The sequence below is a fragment of the Bradyrhizobium sp. SZCCHNRI2009 genome (assembly GCF_032485115.1).
Taxonomy (GTDB): Bacteria; Pseudomonadota; Alphaproteobacteria; order Rhizobiales; family Xanthobacteraceae; genus Bradyrhizobium.
The window spans coordinates 475,207-497,788 of sequence record NZ_JAUEUH010000005.1 but is presented as its reverse complement, the minus strand read 5'-3'; the positions used below and the strand labels follow the sequence as shown (position 1 = coordinate 497,788).

Sequence of the window (22,582 nt, the reverse complement as noted above, 5' to 3'; positions counted from 1 at the left end):
ATTCTCTCCGTGAAAGCGCGCGAAAGACCGACTTTGACGGGCCTTGTAGGAGCCGGGACCGGCAGCGGCAAGGGTTTATCATGGCTTCGCCCGCGAGCGCCGACCGGCTTGCCACCGAGCCGCCGCATGGACACATTATAGGCAGCTGGGAGGAGTGCATCTGGTGGCCCACCACGATCCGATCAACCTGATGACACCGCCGGCCGGTCTGGCGCACCTGAACGAGCGCTCGCGCGAGATCTTCCGGCAGATCGTCGAAAGCTATCTGGCGACCGGCGAACCGGTCGGCTCGCGCAACATTTCGCGGCTGATCGCGGTTCCGCTGTCGCCGGCCTCGGTGCGCAACGTCATGGCCGATCTCGAGCAGCTCGGCCTCATCTACGCGCCGCACACCTCGGCCGGCCGGCTGCCGACCGAGGCTGGCCTGCGCTTCTTCGTCGACGCCCTGATGCAGGTCGGCGACATGACGGAGGCCGAGCGGCAGTCGATCCAGAGCCAGCTCGCGGCCGTCGGCCAGGCGCAGTCGGTCGAAGCGGCGCTGGACGAAGCGCTGACCCGGCTGTCGGGTCTGACCCGTGCCGCTGCCGTGGTTCTCACCGCCAAATCCAACACCCGCCTGAAGCACATCGAGTTCGTCAGGCTCGAGCCCGAGCGCGCGCTCGTCGTTCTGGTCGGTGAAGACGGACAGGTCGAGAACCGGGTCCTGACCCTGCCGCCGGGCGTGCCGTCGTCGGCGCTGACCGAGGCGTCCAATTTCCTCAATGCCCGCATCAGAGGACGGACGCTGGCGGAAGCGCGGCTCGAGCTCGAGACCGCGCTGGCGCATGACCGTGCCGAGCTCGATCAGTTGACGCAGAAGGTGATCGCCGCCGGAGTCGCGAGCTGGTCCGGAGGGGACAGCGACGAGCGGCAGCTCATCGTGCGCGGCCACGCCAACCTGCTCGAGGACCTGCATGCGCTCGAAGATCTCGAGCGTGTCCGGCGGCTGTTCGACGATCTCGAGACCAAGCGCGGCGTCGTCGATCTGCTCGGACGGGCGGAGAGCGCGGAAGGTGTCCGCATCTTCATCGGCTCGGAGAACAAGCTGTTCTCGCTGTCGGGCTCGTCGACGATCGTGTCGCCCTATTCCGACGCCACGGGGCGCATCGTCGGCGTGCTCGGCGTCATCGGTCCGACCCGGCTCAACTATGCCCGGGTGATTCCGACGGTCGATTATGCCGCGCGTCTGGTCAGCCGGCTGCTGGGTGGCTGACGCGTGACTTGGTTCACCCGCGGACAGCGCCTCCGGGCGCAATGGTCAGGCTGCGCTTGATTTTCGACGCCCAAAGCACGATATCCCGCCCCATATCCCCCAAACCCGTCAGCCGAACTTGCGAGTCTGTCCATGACCGATCCCGACCTGCATAAGAATGATCCGGAAAACCCGGCGCAGGCCAGCGAACCCGTCGTCTCCAAGCCCTACATCATGCCCGATGATCCTGAGGCCGGCTCGGCCGAGGCCCTTGCCAAGGAGGCGGCCGACGCGCGCGACAAGATGCTGCGCACGCTCGCGGAGATGGAGAACCTGCGCAAGCGGACGGCCCGTGAAGTCGCCGATGCGCGCATGTACGGCATCACCGGCTTCGCCCGTGACGTGCTCGATATCGCCGACAATCTGCAGCGCGCGCTCGATGCCGTGCCGGCCGAGACACGCGCCAATGCCGATGCGGGCCTGAAGTCGCTGATCGAGGGCGTCGAGCTCACCGAGCGCTCGCTGCTCAACACGCTGGAGAAGAACGGCGTCAAGAAGTTCGATCCGACGGGACAGAAGTTCGACCCCAACTTCCAGCAGGCGATGTACGAGGTCCCGGATCCGTCGGTGCCGTCCGGTACCGTGGTGCAGGTCGTGCAGGCCGGCTTCATGATCGGCGAGCGCGTGCTGCGCCCCGCGCTGGTCGGCGTGTCCAAGGGTGGCGCGAAGGCGGCGCCGGCGGCGAGCAACGATCAGTCGAACAGCGCCGCCTGACGGCGAGCCTAGGCAGGCGTCCCGCTGCCGTCCTGTCGATCGAATGAACAAGCCACGGGCAACGATGCCCGTGGCTTCTTGTTTGTCGGCGCGACTTTGTAGTCCGTCTCACGGCGAGTGGCCAACGTGATCACGACGTCCGATGCCGGGCTGGTCTCAGCCTCTCGGCTGGATGCCGTCGCGGACGGCGCGGAAGCGCGGGAAGGCCGCCGACCACTGGTCGCGCGGCGCGCTGCCGATGATCCGCAACGTGTTCGGCCCGCCGAAGCGCAGCCACTGCACCACCGTCACCGGCGTATTGTCCTTGCCGCTGGTGGCGTCGATCCGGGTCTCATAGGCCGGCTGGCCGTCGATGCGGATCGGCTCGGACATCGTGATGCGCGCTTCGCGGACGCCCGGAATGGTGGTGGCCGCCTGCTGCGCGACGCGCGCGCGGTCGCCTGCCTCCGGGGCGACGCCGGCCACCAGCCCGATCACCACGAAGGGCGCGGCCTCGAAGCCCTTGTCCTCTTCGCCATCGGCCAGGATCAGGGCGCCCGGCCCGAGCGTGCGGATGGTCTTGAACCCGGAGAGGTCGGTGACCTTGAACGGCATCATCGCGAGCTGCTCGTCGACCGGAACGTCCTTGCGGACGACGGCGGAGGCGAACATCTGGCGCACGGCATCGTCGGTATAGATCCGGCTCGCGGTCTCCGGGATCTGCACGGCCACGTAGCCGGAGAAGCCGTTGCCGGGCAGGATCATCGAGTAGCGCCGCACTGGCGTGGCGCCATCCCGGCCGTTCTCCACCGTGTAGTAGGCGGTGCCGGCAGCGGTCTCGATGCTCTCCGGCTTGACGCTGCCGGTCCCGGCGGGATTGGCGGTAAACGCATTCTTCACCTCGCCATAGGCGGCCGCCGGCAGTTCGGTCAGCAGCACCTTGACGCTCTGGTCCTCGGTTTCGAAGCCGGAGAACGTCTTGGCCTTGGCGAGCCCCACCAGGGGCGCGAGCCCGATGCGGACGCCGGGCGGAAATATGGCGTCGGCGGCCAATGCGGGGTGCAGCAGCGACATCAGCAGGGTGGCCGCGGCGAAAAATCGAACGATCATCATCAACATTGCCTCGTTGACCGAGGCCTCGTGCCGAGGCGGTCGGGATCCTCGCCAGCGTGGTCTTCGGCGGGCACGCTTTTAGCGGCTTTACGCCCCCCGCAACAGGCCGGGCGCGCGGTTTTGATCGCCTGCGGCGATTGGCGGGACCCCCGCGGGGGCGCATTTCGCGGATAATTCGCCTCGAAAGGCGGATTCAGGATGGTCCAGCGCTAGCTGCGCTTCAGGATTTCGACGCCGTCGACGGTCTGTACCAGCACATAGGGCTCCAGCAGAGCCCTGAGTTCGGGGTCGGAACGCGCCCAATCGCCCCAGTCGCTGTTCTGATTGTCGATCAGGACGACGTCGGGCGGCTGTTTCCGGAAGTCGGCGACGATCCCGGCGCGTTCGCGTTCCACGTAGGGCGCGAGCCTCTGCGCCGTCTGTGAATCGATGGTTCCGTCCTGTTGCGAGCGGCGAACGATTTCCCGGACCCAGAACGCCTCCTGGCGCGAGATCCAGGTGCCATCGAGGGTCCGCACCATGGGGTGGCCGATGACCGCAGCCGCGCTGAGCACCAGCATGCTCGGGTGCGGACCGAGCCGCGCCACCTGGGCTTCGATCTGCCGGACGTCGACGCTGCCATTGAACCAGAAGCAGGTCTGCACGAACAGCACGGCGCCGGCGAGAGCGGTGGCGGCACGCGGCCAGCGTCGCGCGTCGCGGCTGCTGTCGATCGCCGACACCGCAAGGCCGGCGGCAAGCAGCGCCAGCGCGACCATGGGGTAGGCGTGATAGCCCCAGCCTTTCTGCTGCGCGACGAACGACACCAGGAAGCCGAGCGATCCGGCCAGCGTGGTGAAGGACGCCGCGTCGCGCTCGTATTGCCGGCGCTGCAGGAGGAGGACGATGATTGCCGCGGCGAGCCACAGGCCCATCGGCAGAGTGACGAGGATGGTCGGTACGGGCGCCTTCAGAAGCAGATAGACGTCGCGGACCAGCGGATAGATGACCGTGAAATATTCGGGAAAGAACAGGTAGATGCACGCCGCGTTGAGCAGCACCAGGGCCGCGGCGATCCAGTTCTCCAGCGCGAGCAGCACGCGCCAGTCGCGCGCCTGCGCGGCGGCGGCGAGAATGCAGAAGCCGACGCTGAAGGCGAAATAGGGCTTGAAGCTCATCGTGAGGCCGGCGCTGAGCCCGGCGATGAGGATGGCCGTCGGGGCTACCCGCTCGCCCTCGGCGCGCAGGATATACACCGCGATCGCCGGCAATATCGTGATCAGGGCCAGATGTTCCCGCTGGCCGAAATCATACATCGGCGCGATCAGGAGCAGGGCGGTCGTCCACGCCGCCAGCCGGCCGTCCGCGAGCCGATGGCGCAGGGCCGATGTCCGCAGCACCAGCCACACCAGCGTCAGGGATGCCGCGGTCAGTGCGAAGATCAGGATATTCGTCGCCAGCTCGGGCCTGAGATGGATCGCACGCGCCAGTGCGACCGCCAGAAGATAGACCGATCCCGCCATGGGCGGATTCGTCTCGAGGATGTCGACGTAGAGTCGCTGGCCATCGAGCATGCGCTCGCTGACGAGGAGCCACCAGCTGACGTCGACATTGAGGGGAAGGACGTACCGCAGCCACGCGGCTGCAACCACGATGGCGCAGATCAGCAGTCTCGGGAACGTGGCCTGGCCGGCTTCACGCGCGCGTTGCGGAAAGCCCCAATCGGTGTCGATGACCATGCCTCATTCCCGTCCCAGGAGTGCGGCAGGCTAGAGCCCGTGGGTTAACAACGCATTTCGGTCATTGGGGCAGATCAGCGGTACCGGGTCTGTCGCACTTGCCGGCGATCGCACACCCTGCATTTCGCACCAGCCGTTCGATGTGCCGACAGGTGGACCCGCGCAGTCGCCTCCGGTCCGAGCCGCCGTTCCACGGGGCCCGATGGGCCGCTCTGTTGTCTCCATGATGACCTCGGGCGGCTGCCGTGATTTTCGTGGGGTCGAACCCCTGGTCCGGTCCTTGCGGGCCACTCCCCCCCTCCTATATGACGCTCATCGTCGCAATATCGCGAGCATTTGATCTGAGGGGGTTTTGGATGGGGGCGCCGTCAGGGCCCCACCCAACCTGCCGCAAAAAGAAGGATATGAGACCATGGGAAAGGTCATCGGGATCGATCTCGGCACCACGAATTCGTGCGTGGCCGTCATGGACGGCAAATCGTCGAAAGTCATCGAGAACGCCGAGGGCATGCGCACCACGCCGTCGATCGTCGCCTTCAGTGACGACGGCGAACGTCTGGTCGGTCAGCCGGCCAAGCGCCAGGCCGTGACCAACCCCGAGCGCACCTTCTTTGCGGTCAAGCGCCTCATCGGCCGCCGCTACGACGACCCGATGGTCGAGAAGGACAAGAAGCTCGTCCCCTACAAGATCGTCAAGGCCGGCAACGGCGACGCCTGGGTCGAGGCCGACGGCAAGACCTATTCGCCCTCGCAGGTCTCCGCCTTCATCCTGCAGAAGATGAAGGAGACCGCGGAAGCCCATCTCGGCCAGAAGGTCGACCAGGCCGTCATCACCGTCCCCGCCTATTTCAACGACGCCCAGCGTCAGGCCACCAAGGACGCCGGCAAGATCGCGGGCCTCGAGGTTCTGCGCATCATCAACGAGCCGACCGCGGCCGCGCTCGCCTACGGCCTCGACAAGACCAAGGCCGGCACCATCGCCGTGTACGACCTCGGCGGCGGCACCTTCGACGTCTCGATCCTGGAGATCGGCGACGGCGTGTTCGAGGTGAAGTCGACCAATGGCGACACCTTCCTCGGCGGTGAAGACTTCGACATGCGTCTGGTCAGCTACCTCGCCGACGAATTCCAGAAGGAGCAGGGCATCAACCTGCGCAACGACAAGCTCGCTTTGCAGCGCCTCAAGGAAGCTGCCGAGAAGGCCAAGATCGAGCTGTCGTCGACCACCCAGACCGAGATCAACCTGCCCTTCATCACCGCGGACCAGTCCGGTCCGAAGCATCTGACGATGAAGCTGACCCGCGCCAAGTTCGAGGCGCTGGTGGCCGACCTCGTCGAGAAGACCATCGAGCCGTGCCGCAAGGCGCTGAAGGATGCCGGCCTCACCGCCGGCGAGATCGGCGAAGTGGTGCTGGTCGGCGGCATGACCCGCATGCCGAAGATCCAGGAGATGGTGAAGCAGTTCTTCGGCAAGGAGCCGCACAAGGGCGTCAACCCCGACGAGGTGGTGGCGATCGGCGCGGCCATTCAGGCCGGCGTGCTGCAGGGCGACGTCAAGGACGTGCTGCTGCTCGACGTGACCCCGCTGTCCCTGGGCATCGAGACCTTGGGCGGCGTGTTCACCCGCATCATCGACCGCAACACCACGATCCCCACCAAGAAGAGCCAGGTGTTCTCGACCGCCGAGGACAATCAGAACGCGGTCACCATCCGGGTCTTCCAGGGTGAGCGCGAAATGGCGGCCGACAACAAGATGCTCGGCCAGTTCGACCTGATGGGCATTCCGCCGTCCCCGCGCGGCATGCCGCAGATCGAGGTGACGTTCGACATCGACGCCAACGGCATCGTCAACGTGTCGGCCAAGGACAAGGCCACCGGCAAGGAGCAGCAGATCCGCATCCAGGCCTCGGGTGGTCTGTCGGAGGCCGACATCGACAAGATGGTCAAGGACGCCGAGGCCAACGCCGTGGCGGACAAGAAGCGCCGCGAGGCGGTCGACGCCAAGAACCATGCCGACGCGCTGGTGCACTCCACCGAGAAGGCTCTGGCCGAGCATGGCTCGAAGGTCGCCGACACCGAGCGCCGTGCCATCGAGGATGCCGTCAGCGATCTCAAGGAAGCGCTGAAGGGCGACGATGCCGAGGCGATCAAGGCCAAGACCAATACGCTGGCCCAGGCGTCGATGAAGCTCGGCGAGGCCATGTACAAGCAGCAGGCCGAGAGCGATGCGGCCCGCGACGCCGCCAAGGATGACGTGGTCGACGCGGAGTTCACCGAGGTCGACGACGACAAGAAGAAATCTGCTTAACTGAGGCAGAGGTAGTGACCATGACCCCCATGCCAAAGAGCGCTTTCAGCGGCTCGTTGGATGGGGGTCATTTTCATTGACCCGGAACGCGCGCGGCGATCGCGCCAGCCGTTCCTGTTGGGCGAAGTTCGGGCGGGTTTGATTGATGTCCACCAAGCGCTGCTACTACGAGACCCTGGAAGTCGAGCGCGACGCCGACGAGAGCAAACTCAAGGCCGCCTTCCGCAAGCTGGCCATGAAGTGGCACCCGGACAAGAATCCGGGCGATGCCTCCAGCGAAGTGAAATTCAAGGAAATCAACGAGGCCTATGAGGTGCTGCGCGACGCCGACAAGCGCGCCGCCTACGACCGCTATGGCCACGCCGCCTTCGAGCAGGGCGGCATGGGCGGGGCGCACGGCTTCGGCGCCGGCTTCGCCTCCTCGTTCTCCGACATCTTCGAAGACCTGTTCGGCATGGCCGGGCAGCGCCGTGGGGGCACCGGACGCGAGCGCGGCGCCGATCTGCGCTACAACATGGAAATCACCTTGGAAGAGGCGTTCCAGGGCAAGACCGCACAAATCGAAATTCCGGTCTCGGTGACCTGCGAATCCTGCTCCGGCACCGGCGCCAAGGCCGGCACCAAGCCGAAGACCTGCGCGATGTGCGGCGGCGCCGGCCGCGTGCGGCAGGCGCAAGGCTTCTTCACCCTGGAGCGGACCTGCCCCGGCTGTCACGGCCGCGGCCAGATGATCGAGGACCCCTGTCCGTCATGCTCCGGCTCCGGCCGCGTCACCCGTGACCGCACGCTGTCCGTCAACATTCCCCAGGGCGTCGAGGACGGCACCCGCATCCGTCTCGCCGGCGAGGGCGAGGCGGGCTTGCGCGGCGGGCCGCCGGGCGATCTCTACATCTTCCTGTCGTTGACTGCTCACGAGTTCTTCCAGCGCGACGGCGCCGACCTGCACTGCCGGGTGCCGATCTCGATGGTGACCGCGGCGCTCGGCGGCGAGTTCGAGGTGCCCACGATCGACAAGGGCAAGACCAAGGTGAAGATTCCCGCCGGTGCGCAGTCCGGGCGCCGGTTCCGGATCGCGGCCAAGGGCATGCCGGTGCTGCGCTCGCGCCAGACCGGCGACATGTATGTCCAGATCGTTGTCGAGACGCCGCAGAACCTGACCAAGAAGCAGCAGGAATTGCTGGCCGAGTTCGAGAAGTTGTCCTCGGGAGCGACCCAGCCCGAGGCCGCCGGCTTCTTCACCAAGGTCAAGGACTTCTTCGGCAAGGCGGCGAGCTGAGCCGTGAGTGCAGAACCGCGGGACCTGGTGCTTTCGCTGATTGGCATCGGAATGTCGATTTCGAGCGAATTTGCTGCTCCGCACATGCAAAAAATTATCGAATGCAACTGTAAGAGCGCGGACCCGCCAGCCTTAATCCTACGTTACGGTTCGGCTTGACCGCCCCGCCTGCGCCCTATACGTCTTTGTGACTCTTTTCTGACATCGCCGTGAAGACGGTCCCGTCTGGTACTGAGATGCCCCTGCAAACGTCCGTGCGTGCGTCGAAAAAGCCTCTCCGTCTGGACGACGAAGTGCGCTTCCTCCGCTCATGGATCGAAAAGCCGCTGCACATGGGCGCCGTCATGCCGTCGGGCCGACTGCTGGCCCGCACCATGGCGCAGTACGTCGATCCGCACGGGACAGGCCCCGTCATCGAGCTCGGACCGGGCACCGGCGCGATCACCAATGCGCTGGTCGAACATGGCGTCGATCAGAAGCGGCTGGTGCTGGTCGAGTACAATCCGGGCTTCTGCGCCCTGCTGCGCGACCGCTACCCGCAGGCCAAGGTGGTCCAGGGCGACGCCTATCGCCTTCGCGACACGCTCTGGAACGTGCTCGGCGCCCCGGCCTCGGCCGTCGTCTCCGGCCTGCCGCTCGTGACCAAGCCGATGCTGACCCGCATGAAGCTGATCCGCGATGCGTTCGCGGCGATGTCGCCGAATGCGCCGTTCGTGCAGTTCACCTACTCCGTCGTGCCGCCGATTCCGAAGTCGCTGCCCGGCGTTACCACGCAGGCCTCCGAGCGCATCTGGATGAATCTTCCGCCAGCGCGCGTCTGGGTGTATCGCAAGCCCTGACCGGCGGCCGCGATCCTTCGTGGCGGGTCGTTGACCGACCTCACGATGTCCGCGCTGAAGATGCTCATCATCCCCGGTTCGACGCGGGCCGGCTCGCACAACGCGAAGCTCGCCGCGGCCGCCGCCTATCAGTTCGTGCAGGCCGGCGCCGACATCACCCGCATCTCGCTCGCCGACTTTCCGCTGCCGATCTACGACGCCGACCTAGAGGCGCAATCGGGCATTCCACTTCACGCCGTGAATCTGACGCGCATGATCGGCGTCCATCATGCCGTGCTGCTGGTGACGCCGGAATACAACGCCTCGGTGCCGCCGCTGCTGACCAACGCCATCACCTGGATCTCGCGCGTCGACGAGCCGCCGGGCAGCCGCGGCGCGGTGTTCCGCAGCAGGCCGTTTGCGATCGCCGCCGCCTCCGAGAACCGCTTTGGCGGCGTGCGTGCGCTCTCGGCCTTGCGGCTGATGCTGACGGCCTGCAACGCGACGGTGATCCCGAGCCAGCTTGCGTTGGCCTTCGCAGACAAGGCCTACAACGACATGGACCGGCTCAAACTGCCCGCCGACATCACGGCGCTCGACGCGCTGGTGCGGGAGCTGATCGCAACAGCGCAACATACGATGTGAGGTGACATGCCGACCGAGATTGCTCCCCGCGACCGCCTGATCGTGGCGCTCGATCTGCCGAGCGTGGCGGAGGCCGAAGCCATGATCGCACGGCTCGGCGACGCCGTGACGTTCTACAAGATCGGCATGGAGCTGACCTATGCCGGCGGCCTCGGTCTCGCCGAACGGCTCGCGGCCGAGGGCAAGCACGTGTTCATGGACCTCAAGCTGCACGACATCCCGAACACCGTCGAGCGCGCCACCCGGCAGATCGCCAGGCTCGGCGCGCGCTTCCTCACCGTGCACGGCTTCTCCCAGAGCATGAAGGCGGCGCTCGCCGGCGCTGCCGGCTCCAGCCTCGAGCTGCTCGCCGTCACCGTCATGACCTCCTACGACGATGCTGACCTCTCCGCCGCCGGCTACGCCATGGGTGTCAAGGAACTCGTGGCGCACCGCGCCAGGCAGGCCAAGGAGATCGGCATCCACGGCCTGATCCTGTCCCCGGAGGAGACCCAGCTCATCCGCCCGCTGGTCGGCCCTGATATGCAGCTCGTGACCCCCGGGATCCGCCCGGCGGGATCGGACGTTGGCGACCAGAAGCGCATCATGACCCCGGCGCTGGCGATCGCCGGCGGCGCCGACCGCCTCGTCGTCGGCCGTCCCGTCACCGGCGCCGCCGATCCGGCGGCGGCCGCCGAGAGCATCGTCGCCGACATCGCCAGCGCCGTCGCGCTGGTCGGCAAGACCAACCGAGCTTGAGCAAGCGCGCCAGAGAGCAAGGAGACGACAGGGATGCCCAAGGCCTATTGGATCGCGCGGATCGACGTGCACAACATGGACGGCTACAAGGACTACGTCGCGCAGAACGGCGCCGTGTTCCACCAGTACGGCGCCAAATTCCTGGTCCGCGGCGGCCAGTACGAGACCCGCGAAGGCACCTCGCGCTCGCGCAACGTCGTGATCGAGTTCAAGGACTACGCGACCGCGCTGGCGTGCTACAATTCCCCTGAATACCAGCGGCTGGTGGCGATGCGCGCGCCGCATTCGCAAGGCGATCTGGTGATCATCGAGGGCTATGACGGCCCGCAGCCCTGATCGCCGCCCGCCCCGGCCACCGTCGACGTGGCCTCGCTCGGTTGCCGCCGCTATCAGCCCCGGCTATAGCCCTTGAAGGGGCAGAGGAGTTGACATGTCCAAGATGCGCTTGATCGTTGCCGGAGCCGGCGGCCGCATGGGCCGCGCCCTGGTGCGCGCGATCGCCGAGACCGACGGCGCCGTGCTGGCGGGCGCGCTCGAAGCCCCCGGCTCGGAGCTGATCGGCAAGGACTCCGGCGCCCTCGCCGGCCTGCCCGCCAACGGCATCAAGCTGTCGGGCGACCTCTGGAGCATGTCGGCCGAGGCCGACGGCATCCTCGATTTCACCGTCCCGGCCGCGACCATCGCCAATGTCGCCATCGCCGCCCAGCGCGGCATCGTCCACGTCGTCGGCACCACCGGCCTGTCCGCGTCGGACGACGCCGTCATCAGGAGCGTCACCAAGCGCGCCATCGTCGTGCAGTCCGGCAACATGAGCCTCGGCGTCAACCTGCTGGCGGCGCTGGTCAAGCAGGTGGCGAAGTCGCTCGATGCCGGCTTCGACATCGAGATCCTCGAGATGCACCACAAGCACAAGGTCGACGCGCCCTCGGGCACGGCGCTGATGCTCGGCCGGGCCGCCGCCGAGGGCCGCGGCATCGCGCTCGACGAGCATTCCGCGCGCGGCCGCGACGGCATCACCGGCGAGCGCCGCAGCGGCGACATCGGCTTCGCCTCGCTGCGCGGCGGCACGGCGGCGGGCGATCACAGCGTCATCTTCGCCGGTCCCTCGGAGCGGCTGGTGCTGTCGCACCAGGCCGAGGACCGCATGATCTTCGCCCATGGCGCGCTGAAGGCGGCGCTGTGGGCCCATGGCAAGCCGCCGGGCTACTACACGATGGACGACGTGCTCGGCCTCAAGGACCTGTTCTAGTTCAACGTCGATGGAAGCGAACTGATGAGCGAACGTCTCCTGGTGCTGGTGCGCCACGGCCAGAGCGAGTGGAATCTGAAGAACCTGTTCACCGGCTGGAAGGATCCGGACCTGACCGAGCAGGGCGTCGCCGAGGCCAAGGAGGCCGGGCGCAAGCTGAAGGCGCAGGGACTGGTCTTCGACGTCGCCTTCACCTCGGTGCTGACGCGCGCCCAGCACACGCTCGACCTGATCCTGACCGAACTCGGCCAGACCGGCCTGCCGACAGCCAAGAACCTCGCGCTCAACGAGCGCGACTATGGCGACCTCTCCGGCCTCAACAAGGACGACGCCCGCGCTAGATGGGGCGAGGAGCAGGTCCACATCTGGCGCCGCTCCTACGACGTCCCGCCGCCCGGCGGCGAGAGCCTCAAGGACACGCTGGCCCGCGCGCTGCCCTACTACGTGCAAGAAATTCTCCCCAGCGTCCTCCGCGGCCAGCGCACCCTGGTCGCCGCCCACGGCAACTCGCTCCGCGCCCTGATCATGGTGCTGGAGAAGCTCACGCCTGAAGGCATACTGAAGCGCGAACTGGCGACCGGCGTGCCGATCATCTACCGCCTGAACGCCGACTCGACGGTGGAGTCGAAGCTGGACCTGGCGGGCTAGGACGGTCGCAAGATTCCACTGCTCATGGGTGATCGCATCCCCATGAGTTGAAGCTCAGCCCCCGCCGTATCGACGCTGCGCTCCCTCTGCCCGTTCTCAAGGGCAGAGAATTGAGAGCAGCCGAGGTGAGCCCCGCTGTCACCCTCCCCTGGAGGGGGAGGGTCGGCTCAGATGCGCGGAGCGCATGTGAGCCGGGGTGGGGTGATCTCTCCACTCGCACCGGTTTCCGCGTCTCACCCCACCCCGCTCGCCCGCTTCGCGCGCGATCGACCCTCCCCCTCCAGGGGAGGGTGAGACTGAGATCGCGGCGCCTGCCGTCGGTATCATCGAAAGTTGGCGACGTTCGCGCAGCGCAACCGCCACGATCTGCCATGTGATGGATTCCGGGCTCGTGTTGCGCACGCCCCGGAATGACAGCGGAGAGAGTGGCGCCTGACTGGAATTCGTGTCGTACGAAAAGCTGCGTAGTTTCTCAGTCGTCATGCCCCGCGAAGGCGGGGCATCCAGTACGCCGTGACGGTCGCGAGACTCGAGACGTCGGTGTTTACTGGATCGTCAGCGTTCGCGGACGGTGACAGCGAGAGTAGCAGCGGCCTCGCCGCTCTACCCCATCCCCACCTGCCCGGCCTCCCACCCGATCATCGCCTGCTTCCGGGTCAGCCCCCAATGATAGCCCGTCAGCGCGCCGGTCTTGCCGAGCGCGCGATGACACGGCACCACGAACGAGATCGGGTTCTTGCCGACCGCCGCGCCCACCGCGCGCGAGGCTTTCGGCGACTCCAGCCGGGTCGCGATGTCCGAGTAGCAGACGGCGCGGCCCATGGGGATCTTGAGCAGGGTCTCCCAGACGCGGACCTCGAAGTCGGTGCCGATCAGGACGACGCGCAAGGGCTGGTCGGGCCGCCACAGGGTCTTGTCGAAGATGCGCTGGGCGAGGCCGGCGGTGCCGGGGACGTCTTCGATATAGGTGGCGCGGGGCCAGCGGCTCTTCATGTCGGCGAGCGCGCCAGCCTCCTCGCCGGGGTCGGCGAAGGCGAGGCCAGCGAGGCCACGCGGGGTGGCCATCACCAGCGCGATGCCGAACGGGCAGGGGTGGAAGCCGTAGCGCAAGGTGGTGCCGGCGCCGCCGGTCTTCCATTCGCCGGGCGACATCGCTTCATGGGTGACGAACAGGTCGTGTAGCCGGCCGGGGCCTGACAGCCCCGAGTCGAGCGCGGCGTCGAGCACGCTGGCGGAGCCCTTCAGCAGGCCCTTGGCGTGGTCGAGGGTCAGCGCCTGCATGAACGCCTTCGGCGTCAGCCCGGCCCAGCGCCGGAACAGATGGTGCAGCTCGTCGGGCGTGAGGCTGGCGGCGTCGGCCATGTCCTCGATGGTCGGCTGCCGCCGCCAGTGTTCCGAGATGAAAGCGATCGCGCGGCGCACCGCATCGTAGTCGCGCAGCGCGGCCGATTGTTGCGGGCCCGGCTTGGCCAGGGCGGAATCGTGAATGGCGAGGGTCATCATGATCCGGATGTAGGGCGGCCGGGGCGCGGACTCCACCCGATTTCCGATCGGGAGGCTAGGGGCGTTGCGATCGGCTTCGGCTTGAAACAGGAGTTTCCCGGCTTGCTCCGTCATTCCGGGGCATCGCGCAGCGATGAGCCCGGAATCCATAACCACGAGAAGACGTGTGAGGCGAGATGCCCACTACCCGCGTGCCCCACACAAGGTCCTGTGGGTATGGGTTCCGGGCTCGCGCTGCGCGCGCCCCGGAACGACGCCGGAGGGTGTTAGCGGCGCTTTCGCCTGGGTAGAGCTGCCCGCAGTCAGTGCCCTTGGACGCGCTACAGCGGGTTGTACACCGGCCCGCGCTTCGCGGCCTGCAGCCCGGCCGTGAGGGCCTTCGCAAAACTGGCTTTCTCCTCCGGGCCCAAAAAGCTCGCGATGGCGACGCGCTGGCCGCGCGCCACCAGGTAGAGGCGCTCGATACCGAACTCCTCGTGGGTCTCCTGGTCGAGCCGCACCCAGAGCGGGTTGAAGCGCCATTCCATGACGTGGCCCTTGTGGCTGACGCGGCGCAGGCGCAGCTCGGTCAGGGTGATCGAGATGTCCTCATAGGCGTTGGCGCGGCGGAAGTTGACCTTGAAGGCCCAGTAGATCGCGAGCGCATCCAGGCCGAAGAAGCCGAGCACGGGCCAGGCGCCCATCAAGAGCGAGGCGATGCCGCCGATGAAGCTGATGGCGCAGACCACGACCATCAGCACCAGAAAGCCGGTGCGGTTGAGCGAGCGATGCGGCGTCAGCCGGGCCGCGAACAGCTCGGGATCAGCGGCGTCGGTGCCGGTCTCCTGATACGCAAAAGCATTGCCTGGCGTCATGGGGCCTCAGTATACCCGGATCATGGCCAAAATCACCCGCCCCCAACGCGCCAAACCGGCGCCGGTTCGCAGCCCCTTGAAGAAGGCCGCTCCCAAGGCCGGGCCCAAGTCAGCCCCCAAGGCCGCCTCGAAACGGGCCGCCAAGAAGGCTCCGACGGCCAAGCCGAAGAGCCCTGCCCGGCCGGTCAAGACAGCGTCGAAGGCGGCCAGGCCCTGGACCTCGGCCGAGATCCGCGAGGCCTTCAGCCGCTTCGCACAGGCCAATCCGGAGCCGAAGGGCGAGCTCGAGCACCTCAACCCCTACACCCTGCTGGTCGCCGTGGTGCTGTCGGCGCAGGCGACCGACGCCGGCGTCAACAAGGCGACGCGGCCGCTGTTCGCCGTCGCCGACACGCCGCAGAAGATGATCGCGCTCGGCGAGGACAAACTCCGCGACTACATCAAGACCGTCGGCCTCTACCGCACCAAGGCCAGGAACGTGATCGCGCTGTCGCAAAAGCTGATCAGCGAGTTCGGCGGCGAGGTGCCGCGTACGCGCGCCGAGCTCGAGTCGCTGCCCGGTGCCGGCCGCAAGACCGCGAACGTCGTGCTCAACATGGCGTTCGGCGAGCACACGATGGCGGTCGACACCCATGTGTTCCGCGTCGGCAACCGCACCGGCTTGGCACCCGGCAAGACGCCGCTGGAGGTCGAGCTCGGGCTGGAGAAGGCGATCCCGGCCGAGTTCATGCTGCATGCCCATCACTGGCTGATCCTGCACGGCCGCTACACGTGCCTGGCGCGCAAGCCGCGCTGCGAGCTGTGCCTGATCAAGGACCTCTGCCGCTGGCCGGAGAAGACCGCCTGATACGTTGTGTGTGACGAACGGTTTCGCCTGAGAACGCGTTTGACAGTCACTATTGTGTCACGGCGCGACGCCGTCTCACCATGGCCGGGCCACATCGCCGCCCGCATTGGACATAAGATGACACCCGTAATCCGGGGCGATGTGAGTGGCGCGTGACGATTCCCGCGTTCTCGGACCTTTCTGCGCCGGGACGTTGAAGGATCAGCCGCATGGACAACACTGCCGCACTCGTGTCGCTCGCGACCTCGGTGCCACCGCATCAGTTTCGCCAGAACGAAGTGATGGAGGCCGCACGCGTGGTGCTGGCGCCGCGCTTCCCGCAGTTCGACACGATGGCGAGCCTGTTCGCCAACACCGGCATCCGCCAGCGCTACGGCGTCAAGCCGATCGAATGGTACATGGAGCGGCGCGGCTGGCCGGAGCGCACCGAAGCCTATCTCGAAGGCGCCGAGGCGCTGTTCGTCGACGCGGCGAACAAGGCGCTTGCGCAGGCCGATCTCAACGCCGCCGACATCGACACCATCGTCACCGTGAGCTCGACGGGGATCGCGACGCCGACCTTGGAAGCGCGCGTCGCCGGCCGCCTGGGTTTTCGCGCGGACGTGTCGCGCGTGCCGGTGTTCGGGCTTGGCTGCGCCGGTGGGGTCTCGGGCCTGTCGATCGCCGCGCGCCTAGCGCAGGCCCGGCCCGGCACCAACGTGCTGCTGGTGACCTTCGAACTGTGCACACTGGCTGTCCGCCATGATGAGTTGACGAAGGCCAACATCGTCGCGCTGAGCCTGTTCGGCGATGGCGCGGCGGCCGCGATCCTGCGCGCCGGCGATGGCGGCGCTATCCGCGTCGAGGCGACCGGCGAGAAGCTGTGGCCCGATACGCTCGACATCATGGGCTGGAGCGTCGATCCCGAAGGTTTTGGCGTGATCTTCCAGCGCACCATTCCGGACTTCGTCACCGAGAACATGGGCCCCGCGGTCAACGAGATCCTGGAGCGGATGAAGCTCGCGCCTGCCGACGTCGACCGCTTCGTCTGCCATCCCGGCGGCGCCAAGGTGATCACGGCGCTGGAGCGCGCGCTGTCGCTGGATCAGGGCACGCTGGATCATGAGCGCGAGATCATCGCCGACTACGGCAACATGTCCGCGCCGACGGTGCTGTTCGTGCTGGAGCGCGCCCGCGCCCAGGGCTTGCCGCCGCGCTCGGTGCTCACTGCGCTCGGACCTGGGTTCACCGCAAGCTGCGTTTCATTGAGGCACGCCGCATGACCTTCGCCGCCTTCGTCCTCGCCCTCGTCACCATGCAGCGGCTCGGCGAGCTCGTGCTCGCCCGCCACAACACCAAGCGCCTGCGCGCCATGGGCGCGGTCGAGGTCGGGGCGGATCATTATCCGCTGATGATCTCGATGCATGCGGCCTGGCTGGTATCGCTGTGGCTGCTCGGCGCCGACCAGGAGGTCGACCCGTGGCTCTTGAGCGGCTTCGTGCTGCTGCAGGGGCTGCGCTGGTGGGTGCTGGCGACGCTCGGTCCGCGCTGGACGACGCGCATCATCATCCTGCCGGGGGCGCCCCTCGTCACCGATGGTCCCTATCGTTACATCTCGCATCCGAACTATCTGGTGGTCGCAGCCGAGATCGCGCTGCTGCCGCTGGCGCTGCATCTGCCGCTGATCGCCCTGATCTTCTCCGGCCTGAATGCGGCGGTGCTGTTCATCCGCATCCGCGCCGAATCGGAAGCACTCACCGGCATCGGCGGCGGCCAGACCGCATGAGCGCATCGGCCGCGCCGCAGGATCGTCCGAGCCTCGCCACCTGGCTCGGCTTCATCCTGATGTGCGTCGGCATGTTCATGGCGATCCTGGACATCCAGGTGGTGGCGACGTCGCTGCCGACCATCCAGGAGGCGCTCGGCATCACGCCGGAGGCGATGAGCTGGATCCAGACGGCGTATCTGATCGCCGAGATCATCGCCATTCCGCTGACCGGGTTGCTCACGCGGGTGTTCACGTTGCGCTGGCTGTTCGTCGGCGCCGTCGGCATCTTCACCGCCGCCTCGCTCGGTTGCGCGTTCAGCGGCGATTTTCACACGCTGCTGGCGTTCCGCGTGCTGCAGGGCTTCTTCGGTGGTCTCTTGATTCCCGTGGTGTTCTCCGCCGTGTTCCTGCTGTTTCCACCGCGCCTGCACGCGGTCGCGACGACGATCGGCGGCGTGGTCGCGGTGCTCGCGCCGACCATCGGCCCGGTCGTCGGCGGCTTCATCACCAACACCTGGTCGTGGCCCTGGCTGTTCCTGATCAACATCGCGCCCGGCCTCGTCGCCGCGCTGGCGACGCCCGGCCTGCTGCCGAAGCAGCGCATGGACCTCGCGGAGCTCGACAAGCTCGACCTGTTTGCGCTGCTGCTGCTCGCAGTGTCCCTGGCCAGCCTCGAGCTCGGGCTGAAGGAGGCGCCGAAGGGCGGCTGGCTGTCGTCGAACTGCATCGCGTTCCTGGTGCTGAGCGCGTCGTGCCTCACCTTGCTCGTCCAGCGCCTGCTGACCTCACCGCAGCCGATCCTGCGGCTCGGCAGCTTTCAGCGGCGGTCGTTCACGCTCGGCTGCCTGTCGAGCTTCTGTCTGGGCATCGGGCTGTTCGGCTCGGTGTATCTGATGCCGGTGTTCCTCGCCTTCGTGCGCGGCCACGATGCGTTCGAGATCGGCAAGATCATGCTGGTCACCGGCGTGGCGCAACTGATCGCCGCTCCGCTGGTGACGGCGCTGGACGGCAAGGTCGACGCGCGTCTCCTGACGGCGTTCGGTTTCGTGCTGTTCGGCTCCGGTCTGGCCGCGAGCGCGTTCCAGCCGCCGACCGCCGACTATCAGGAGATGTTCTGGCCGCAGGTGGTGCGCGGCGTCGGCATCATGTTCTGCCTGCTGCCGCCGACGCGGATCGCGCTCGGCGACCTGCCGCAGGCCGAGGTCGCCGACGCCAGCGGGCTGTTCAACCTGATGCGCAATCTCGGCGGCGCCATCGGCATCGCGCTGATCGACACCATCCTCTATGGCCGCGTCGCCATGCATGCCCAGGCGTTTCGCGACCGCCTGCTGGCCGGCGATACCGCGGCGGCCAAGGCGATCGGGCTCGCGCCGGAGCTGCTGCGCAACCGGCCGCGCGGCATCTCGGAGGAGCAGGCGATCGCCTATGTCCGGCCGCTGGTGGAGAAGGCCTCGCTGGCGCTGTGCGTCAACGAGGCCTGGTCGCTGCTCGCTGGTGTCGCGCTGCTCGGCTTCCTGCTGATCCCCTTCGCCCGCAGCAAGGCGACGAGCCTGTCGCCGCGGATGATGGCGCTAGAGGCTGCGCAGCCGGCGCTCCGGCGACGGCTCGATCAGCTCGGGCCGCGGTCCGGATAGGCGCTTGTGCAGGTGGACCATGAACGCCATGCCGAACAGCGGCGTCGCCAGGTTCACGATCGGGATGGTGACGAAGGCCGCGATGATCAGCCCCGCGGTGAACACCGTGATCGCATTGTCGCGCCGCATCGCCTTGGCCTCCGCCGGCGGCCGGAAGCGCATCGCGGCGAGCTCGAAATATTCGCGGCCGAGCAGCCAGGCCGTGGCGAGGAAGAAGATCACGAAGCCGGCGCCGGCGAGGAACACGAAGGGCAGGGCGACCAGATAGACCAGGATGGTGAGGCCGGCGGCCTTGAGGCCCTCGATGATGGCGACGCCGAACGGCAAAGCGGCGCCGGGGCGCTCGGCCGGATAATGCTCGCGCTCGACAAGGTCGGCGACGTCGTCGACGAACAGGCTCGCGATCACCGAGGTGATTGCCGGCATCAGCATGATGCCGCCGAACACGACGCCGAAGCCGGCGGCGATCGAGATGATCCAGGTCAGCACCTCGAGCGTGCCGTGCGAGTTCGGCCCGAGCATGGCCTCCGCCCAGCCCTCGCCGGCAGTCGCGAGCCAGGTCAGGAGCCGCTGCAGCCCGATCGCGAGCACCGTGACCAGCACCAGCGCCAGCCCGATCGAGCGCCACAGGATCGAGCGCATCGGCGGCGACAGAATCTGCGAAATCGCCTTGATGGCGGCGTCGATCATGGCGGGGTCCCTCGCTGCAAAGCCCGCGGCAGAGGTAGACATGCCGGCGGGCTTCGGCAAGTCCGCCGGCATCGTATCAAAGATCGGTCGCCCGCAGCCGCAGCGCGTTGCCGACCACGCTGACCGACGACAGCGACATCGCGGCGGCTGCGATGATCGGCGACAGCAGGATGCCGAACACGGGGTAGAGGATGCCGGCGGCGATCGGGATGCCGGCGGCGTTGTAGATGAACGCGAAGAACAGGTTCTGGCGGATGTTGCGCATCGTCGCCGCCGACAGTTTTCGCGCCCGCGCGATACCGCCGAGGTCGCCCTGCAGCAGCGTGATGCCGGCGCTCTCCATCGCCACGTCGGTGCCGGTGCCCATGGCGATGCCGACGTCGGCCGCGGCGAGCGCCGGCGCATCGTTGACGCCGTCGCCGGCCATCGCGACGATCTTGCCGCTGGCGCGCAGACGCGCGACCACGGCGCTCTTCTGCTCGGGCAGCACCTCGGCCTCGACCTCGGTGATGCCGATCTTGCGCGCGACCGCGGTGGCGGTGGTGCGGTTGTCGCCGGTCAGCATGATCACCTTGATGCCGTCGGCCGCGAGTGCCTTCAGCGCCTCCGGCGTCGACGCCTTGACCGGATCGGCGACCGCAAACAGCGCAGACGGCTTGCCGTCGACGGCCATCGTGATCACGGTGGCGCCCTCTTCGCGCAGCCGCTTGCTCTCGACGCCGAGCGTATCGGTGATGATGCCGAGCGAGGCGAGATAGGTCGCATTGCCGAGCACGATGGCCTTGCCATCGACCTCGCCGCGCGCGCCCTTGCCGGTCGGCGCGTCGAAGTTCTTGACGTCGGCGAGCTTGATGTTGCGCTCCGCGGCATGCCGGACGATGGCCTCGGCCAGCGGATGCTCGCTGGCGCGCTCGACGCTGGCGGCCAGCCGCAGCGCGTCGGCCTCGTCGAAGCCCTGAGCGGTGACGATGCTGGTCACCTTCGGCTTGCCCTCGGTCAGGGTGCCGGTCTTGTCGACGACCAGCGTATCGACCTTCTCCATCCGCTCCAGCGCCTCGGCGCTCTTGATCAGCACGCCGGCCTGGGCGCCGCGGCCGACCCCGACCATGATCGACATCGGCGTCGCAAGACCGAGCGCGCAGGGACAGGCGATGATCAGCACGCTCACGGCGGCGACGAGGCCGAAGGCGAAGCGCGGCTCGGGACCGAACGCGTACCACGCGACGAAGGCGGCAATGGCAGCAGCGATCACCATCGGCACGAACCAGCCCGCGACCTGGTCGGCGAGGCGCTGGATCGGCGCGCGCGAGCGCTGCGCGTCGGCGACCATCTGCACGATCTGCGACAGCAGGGTCTCGCGTCCGACCTTGTCGGCGCGCATCACGAAGCTGCCGGTCTGGTTCAAGGTGCCCGCGATGACGCGCTCGCCCTCGTCCTTGGTCACCGGCATCGACTCGCCGGTGACAAGCGATTCGTCGAGCGACGAGCGGCCTTCGAGAATGATGCCGTCGACCGGCACCTTCTCGCCCGGGCGCACACGCAGGCGATCGCCGACCGCGAGCTCGGCGATCTCCACCTCATGATCGTTGCCGTCGGTGTCGAGCCGCCGCGCCGTCTTCGGCGCCAGCTGCAACAGCGCCTTGATCGCTCCCGACGTTGCTTCGCGTGCGCGCAGCTCCAGCACCTGGCCGAGCAGGACGAGAATGGTGATGACCGAGGCCGCCTCGAAATACACCGCCACCGCGCCGCCATGGCCGCGGAACGCCGGCGGAAACGCCTGCGGCGCGACGGTCGCGATCACGCTGTAGACATAGGCGACGCCCGTGCCCATTGCGATCAAGGTGAACATGTTGAGATTGCGGGTCTGGACCGATTGCCAGCCGCGCACGAAGAACGGCCAGCCGGCCCACAGCACGACCGGCGTCGCCAGCGCGAACTGGATCCAGTTCGACAGCACGGGATCGAGCAGGCCATGGCCGCCGACGAGATGTCCGCCCATCTCCAGCACGACAACGGGTGCCGACAGCACAGTGCCGATCCAGAACCGCCTGCTCATGTCGGCGAGCTCGGGATTGGGCGCATCGTCGAGGCTGACGACGTCGGGCTCCAGCGCCATGCCGCAGATCGGGCAGGTGCCTGGGCCTTCCTGGCGGATCTCGGGATGCATCGGGCAGGTGTAGATCGTGCCTGCCGGCATCTCCGGCGGCGGCTCGCGTTCGCCGAGATATTTGTCCGGCTCGGCCGCGAACTTGGTGCGGCAGCCGGCCGAGCAGAAATGGAAGGTGTGACCCTGATGGTCGAAACGATGTGTCGAGGTCGCAGGATCGACGCTCATGCCGCAGACGGGATCGATGACCGTTGCCGGGTCATGCTCATGGTGGTCATGACCGCCACAGCATGACCGAGCGGCTGCAGGCGCTGCGGCCGTCGCGAGATACTTGGCGGGATCGGCGGCGAACTTGGTGCGGCAGCCTGCCGAGCAGAAATGGAAGGTCTGCCCCTGATGCTCGAAGCGATGCTTCGAGGTCAGGGGATCGACCGACATGCCGCAGACCGGATCCGTTGCCTTCGCTGGTTCAGGCGCGGCGGGGTCCGAGCCGCCGCAGCAGCCGCCCGAAGCGCTGGCGGGCGCCGCGCCGGCACGATCGCTGCAACAACTGTCCGCGGATGCCTGTTCGTGTCCGGTTTCCACCGCGCGCGCGCGCGATCCACAGCCGCATCCGCCCTCGCCGCCCGCCGCGACGCCATGCTCGTGTCTGGTTTCCGACATCGCTCAGCCTCTTGAAACCTATACCCTGTAGGGGTATATA

At 67.4% G+C, this 22,582-nt stretch carries 21 protein-coding genes; 15 read left to right on the top strand and 6 right to left on the bottom strand.

What is annotated here, in order from left to right:
• Window positions 1-163: 163 nt before the first annotated feature.
• Both hrcA and grpE read left to right on the top strand, forming a co-directional pair.
• Window positions 164-1,252, top strand: coding sequence for a heat-inducible transcriptional repressor HrcA (gene hrcA, locus QX041_RS20645; protein ID WP_315716823.1), 1,089 nt, complete (start codon window positions 164-166; stop codon window positions 1,250-1,252).
• 132 nt (window positions 1,253-1,384) lie between these two features.
• A complete protein-coding gene (grpE, locus tag QX041_RS20640; RefSeq protein WP_315716824.1) occupies window positions 1,385-2,005 on the top strand; it encodes a nucleotide exchange factor GrpE in 621 nt (206 codons plus the stop codon).
• Window positions 2,006-2,161: 156 nt separating this feature from the next.
• On the opposite strand, the gene QX041_RS20635 is transcribed toward grpE, so the two are convergent.
• Window positions 2,162-3,097: a hypothetical protein gene (locus tag QX041_RS20635; RefSeq protein WP_315716825.1), complete on the bottom strand. Its 936-nt coding sequence runs from the start codon at window positions 3,095-3,097 to the stop codon at window positions 2,162-2,164.
• Window positions 3,098-3,306: 209 nt separating this feature from the next.
• Window positions 3,307-4,815, bottom strand: coding sequence for a hypothetical protein (locus QX041_RS20630; protein WP_316166395.1), 1,509 nt, complete (start codon window positions 4,813-4,815; stop codon window positions 3,307-3,309).
• A 412-nt stretch (window positions 4,816-5,227) separates the two neighbouring features.
• Here QX041_RS20630 and dnaK point away from each other — a divergent pair, with 412 nt between their 5' ends.
• The 8 genes from dnaK (at window position 5,228) to QX041_RS20590 (ending at window position 12,497) form a co-directional block, all read left to right on the top strand.
• Window positions 5,228-7,123 carry a molecular chaperone DnaK gene (dnaK, locus tag QX041_RS20625; RefSeq protein ID WP_315716827.1) on the top strand — a complete coding sequence of 632 codons (1,896 nt, stop codon included), beginning with the start codon at window positions 5,228-5,230 and terminating at the stop codon, window positions 7,121-7,123.
• A gap of 145 nt (window positions 7,124-7,268) precedes the next feature.
• The gene (dnaJ, locus tag QX041_RS20620; protein ID WP_315716828.1) at window positions 7,269-8,399 is read left to right on the top strand and encodes a molecular chaperone DnaJ; all 1,131 of its coding nucleotides are present in this window, start codon (window positions 7,269-7,271) and stop codon (window positions 8,397-8,399) included.
• Between the two features lie 236 nt (window positions 8,400-8,635).
• Window positions 8,636-9,238: a class I SAM-dependent methyltransferase gene (locus QX041_RS20615; RefSeq protein ID WP_315716829.1), complete on the top strand. Its 603-nt coding sequence runs from the start codon at window positions 8,636-8,638 to the stop codon at window positions 9,236-9,238.
• Between the two features lie 45 nt (window positions 9,239-9,283).
• A complete protein-coding gene (locus QX041_RS20610; RefSeq protein ID WP_315716830.1) occupies window positions 9,284-9,862 on the top strand; it encodes an NAD(P)H-dependent oxidoreductase in 579 nt (192 codons plus the stop codon).
• A gap of 6 nt (window positions 9,863-9,868) precedes the next feature.
• Window positions 9,869-10,600 (top strand): orotidine-5'-phosphate decarboxylase, encoded by a 732-nt coding sequence (gene pyrF, locus QX041_RS20605; protein ID WP_315716831.1) that lies wholly within the window; start codon window positions 9,869-9,871, stop codon window positions 10,598-10,600.
• A gap of 33 nt (window positions 10,601-10,633) precedes the next feature.
• A complete protein-coding gene (locus tag QX041_RS20600) occupies window positions 10,634-10,936 on the top strand; it encodes a DUF1330 domain-containing protein (protein ID WP_316166393.1) in 303 nt (100 codons plus the stop codon).
• Between the two features lie 94 nt (window positions 10,937-11,030).
• The gene (gene dapB / locus QX041_RS20595; RefSeq protein ID WP_315716833.1) at window positions 11,031-11,849 is read left to right on the top strand and encodes a 4-hydroxy-tetrahydrodipicolinate reductase; all 819 of its coding nucleotides are present in this window, start codon (window positions 11,031-11,033) and stop codon (window positions 11,847-11,849) included.
• A gap of 24 nt (window positions 11,850-11,873) precedes the next feature.
• Window positions 11,874-12,497 carry a 2,3-bisphosphoglycerate-dependent phosphoglycerate mutase gene (locus QX041_RS20590; RefSeq protein WP_316166392.1) on the top strand — a complete coding sequence of 208 codons (624 nt, stop codon included), beginning with the start codon at window positions 11,874-11,876 and terminating at the stop codon, window positions 12,495-12,497.
• 603 nt (window positions 12,498-13,100) lie between these two features.
• On the opposite strand, the gene QX041_RS20585 is transcribed toward QX041_RS20590, so the two are convergent.
• Together QX041_RS20585 and QX041_RS20580 are read right to left on the bottom strand one after the other, a co-directional pair.
• Window positions 13,101-14,000 carry a bifunctional helix-turn-helix domain-containing protein/methylated-DNA--[protein]-cysteine S-methyltransferase gene (locus QX041_RS20585; protein WP_316166466.1) on the bottom strand — a complete coding sequence of 300 codons (900 nt, stop codon included), beginning with the start codon at window positions 13,998-14,000 and terminating at the stop codon, window positions 13,101-13,103.
• Between the two features lie 320 nt (window positions 14,001-14,320).
• Complete coding sequence (locus QX041_RS20580; protein ID WP_315825680.1) at window positions 14,321-14,854, bottom strand: DUF2244 domain-containing protein; 534 nt, start codon at window positions 14,852-14,854, stop codon at window positions 14,321-14,323.
• A gap of 22 nt (window positions 14,855-14,876) precedes the next feature.
• Here QX041_RS20580 and nth point away from each other — a divergent pair, with 22 nt between their 5' ends.
• From nth to QX041_RS20560, 4 genes are all read left to right on the top strand, one after another.
• Window positions 14,877-15,701: an endonuclease III gene (gene nth, locus QX041_RS20575; protein ID WP_316166391.1), complete on the top strand. Its 825-nt coding sequence runs from the start codon at window positions 14,877-14,879 to the stop codon at window positions 15,699-15,701.
• Between the two features lie 209 nt (window positions 15,702-15,910).
• Window positions 15,911-16,963 carry a type III polyketide synthase gene (locus QX041_RS20570; protein WP_316166390.1) on the top strand — a complete coding sequence of 351 codons (1,053 nt, stop codon included), beginning with the start codon at window positions 15,911-15,913 and terminating at the stop codon, window positions 16,961-16,963.
• Window positions 16,960-17,466, top strand: a complete 507-nt coding sequence (locus QX041_RS20565) for an isoprenylcysteine carboxyl methyltransferase family protein (RefSeq protein WP_315716838.1) — start codon at window positions 16,960-16,962, stop codon at window positions 17,464-17,466. The genes QX041_RS20570 and QX041_RS20565 overlap by 4 nt, the downstream gene beginning before the upstream one ends.
• On the top strand, window positions 17,463-19,082 hold the full coding sequence (locus QX041_RS20560; protein WP_316166389.1) for a DHA2 family efflux MFS transporter permease subunit: 1,620 nt from the start codon (window positions 17,463-17,465) through the stop codon (window positions 19,080-19,082). The genes QX041_RS20565 and QX041_RS20560 overlap by 4 nt, the downstream gene beginning before the upstream one ends.
• Here QX041_RS20560 and QX041_RS20555 read toward each other — a convergent pair.
• Both QX041_RS20555 and QX041_RS20550 read right to left on the bottom strand, forming a co-directional pair.
• A complete protein-coding gene (locus QX041_RS20555; RefSeq protein ID WP_315825677.1) occupies window positions 19,020-19,772 on the bottom strand; it encodes a sulfate transporter family protein in 753 nt (250 codons plus the stop codon). The genes QX041_RS20560 and QX041_RS20555 overlap by 63 nt on opposite strands.
• 76 nt (window positions 19,773-19,848) lie before the next feature.
• Entirely contained in the window at window positions 19,849-22,317 is a 2,469-nt protein-coding gene (locus tag QX041_RS20550; protein WP_316166387.1) for a heavy metal translocating P-type ATPase, read from the bottom strand.
• On the opposite strand from QX041_RS20550, the gene QX041_RS20545 reads away from it, so the two are divergent.
• Entirely contained in the window at window positions 22,316-22,573 is a 258-nt protein-coding gene (locus QX041_RS20545) for a hypothetical protein (RefSeq protein WP_316166386.1), read from the top strand. The two genes, QX041_RS20550 and QX041_RS20545, sit on opposite strands and share 2 nt — an antisense overlap.
• The last annotated feature ends 9 nt before the right edge of the window (window positions 22,574-22,582 follow it).

Excerpts from the sequence above, each read along its gene's own strand:
- QX041_RS20565 (WP_315716838.1), top strand. The coding sequence starts at position 16,960 with ATGACCTTCGCCGCCTTCGTCCTCGCCCTCGTCACCATGCAGCGGCTC.
- QX041_RS20610 (WP_315716830.1), top strand. The coding sequence starts at position 9,284 with ATGTCCGCGCTGAAGATGCTCATCATCCCCGGTTCGACGCGGGCCGGC.
- nth (WP_316166391.1), top strand. The coding sequence starts at position 14,877 with ATGGCCAAAATCACCCGCCCCCAACGCGCCAAACCGGCGCCGGTTCGC.
- QX041_RS20560 (WP_316166389.1), top strand. The coding sequence starts at position 17,463 with ATGAGCGCATCGGCCGCGCCGCAGGATCGTCCGAGCCTCGCCACCTGG.
- grpE (WP_315716824.1), top strand. The coding sequence starts at position 1,385 with ATGACCGATCCCGACCTGCATAAGAATGATCCGGAAAACCCGGCGCAG.
- QX041_RS20580 (WP_315825680.1), bottom strand. The coding sequence starts at position 14,854 with ATGACGCCAGGCAATGCTTTTGCGTATCAGGAGACCGGCACCGACGCC.
- QX041_RS20635 (WP_315716825.1), bottom strand. The coding sequence starts at position 3,097 with ATGATGATCGTTCGATTTTTCGCCGCGGCCACCCTGCTGATGTCGCTG.
- pyrF (WP_315716831.1), top strand. The coding sequence starts at position 9,869 with ATGCCGACCGAGATTGCTCCCCGCGACCGCCTGATCGTGGCGCTCGAT.
- QX041_RS20555 (WP_315825677.1), bottom strand. The coding sequence starts at position 19,772 with ATGATCGACGCCGCCATCAAGGCGATTTCGCAGATTCTGTCGCCGCCG.
- QX041_RS20590 (WP_316166392.1), top strand. The coding sequence starts at position 11,874 with ATGAGCGAACGTCTCCTGGTGCTGGTGCGCCACGGCCAGAGCGAGTGG.
- QX041_RS20600 (WP_316166393.1), top strand. The coding sequence starts at position 10,634 with ATGCCCAAGGCCTATTGGATCGCGCGGATCGACGTGCACAACATGGAC.
- dnaK (WP_315716827.1), top strand. The coding sequence starts at position 5,228 with ATGGGAAAGGTCATCGGGATCGATCTCGGCACCACGAATTCGTGCGTG.
- QX041_RS20545 (WP_316166386.1), top strand. The coding sequence starts at position 22,316 with ATGCCGCAGACCGGATCCGTTGCCTTCGCTGGTTCAGGCGCGGCGGGG.
- QX041_RS20615 (WP_315716829.1), top strand. The coding sequence starts at position 8,636 with ATGCCCCTGCAAACGTCCGTGCGTGCGTCGAAAAAGCCTCTCCGTCTG.
- QX041_RS20570 (WP_316166390.1), top strand. The coding sequence starts at position 15,911 with ATGGACAACACTGCCGCACTCGTGTCGCTCGCGACCTCGGTGCCACCG.
- QX041_RS20550 (WP_316166387.1), bottom strand. The coding sequence starts at position 22,317 with ATGTCGGTCGATCCCCTGACCTCGAAGCATCGCTTCGAGCATCAGGGG.
- QX041_RS20630 (WP_316166395.1), bottom strand. The coding sequence starts at position 4,815 with ATGGTCATCGACACCGATTGGGGCTTTCCGCAACGCGCGCGTGAAGCC.
- dapB (WP_315716833.1), top strand. The coding sequence starts at position 11,031 with ATGTCCAAGATGCGCTTGATCGTTGCCGGAGCCGGCGGCCGCATGGGC.
- QX041_RS20585 (WP_316166466.1), bottom strand. The coding sequence starts at position 14,000 with ATGATGACCCTCGCCATTCACGATTCCGCCCTGGCCAAGCCGGGCCCG.
- dnaJ (WP_315716828.1), top strand. The coding sequence starts at position 7,269 with ATGTCCACCAAGCGCTGCTACTACGAGACCCTGGAAGTCGAGCGCGAC.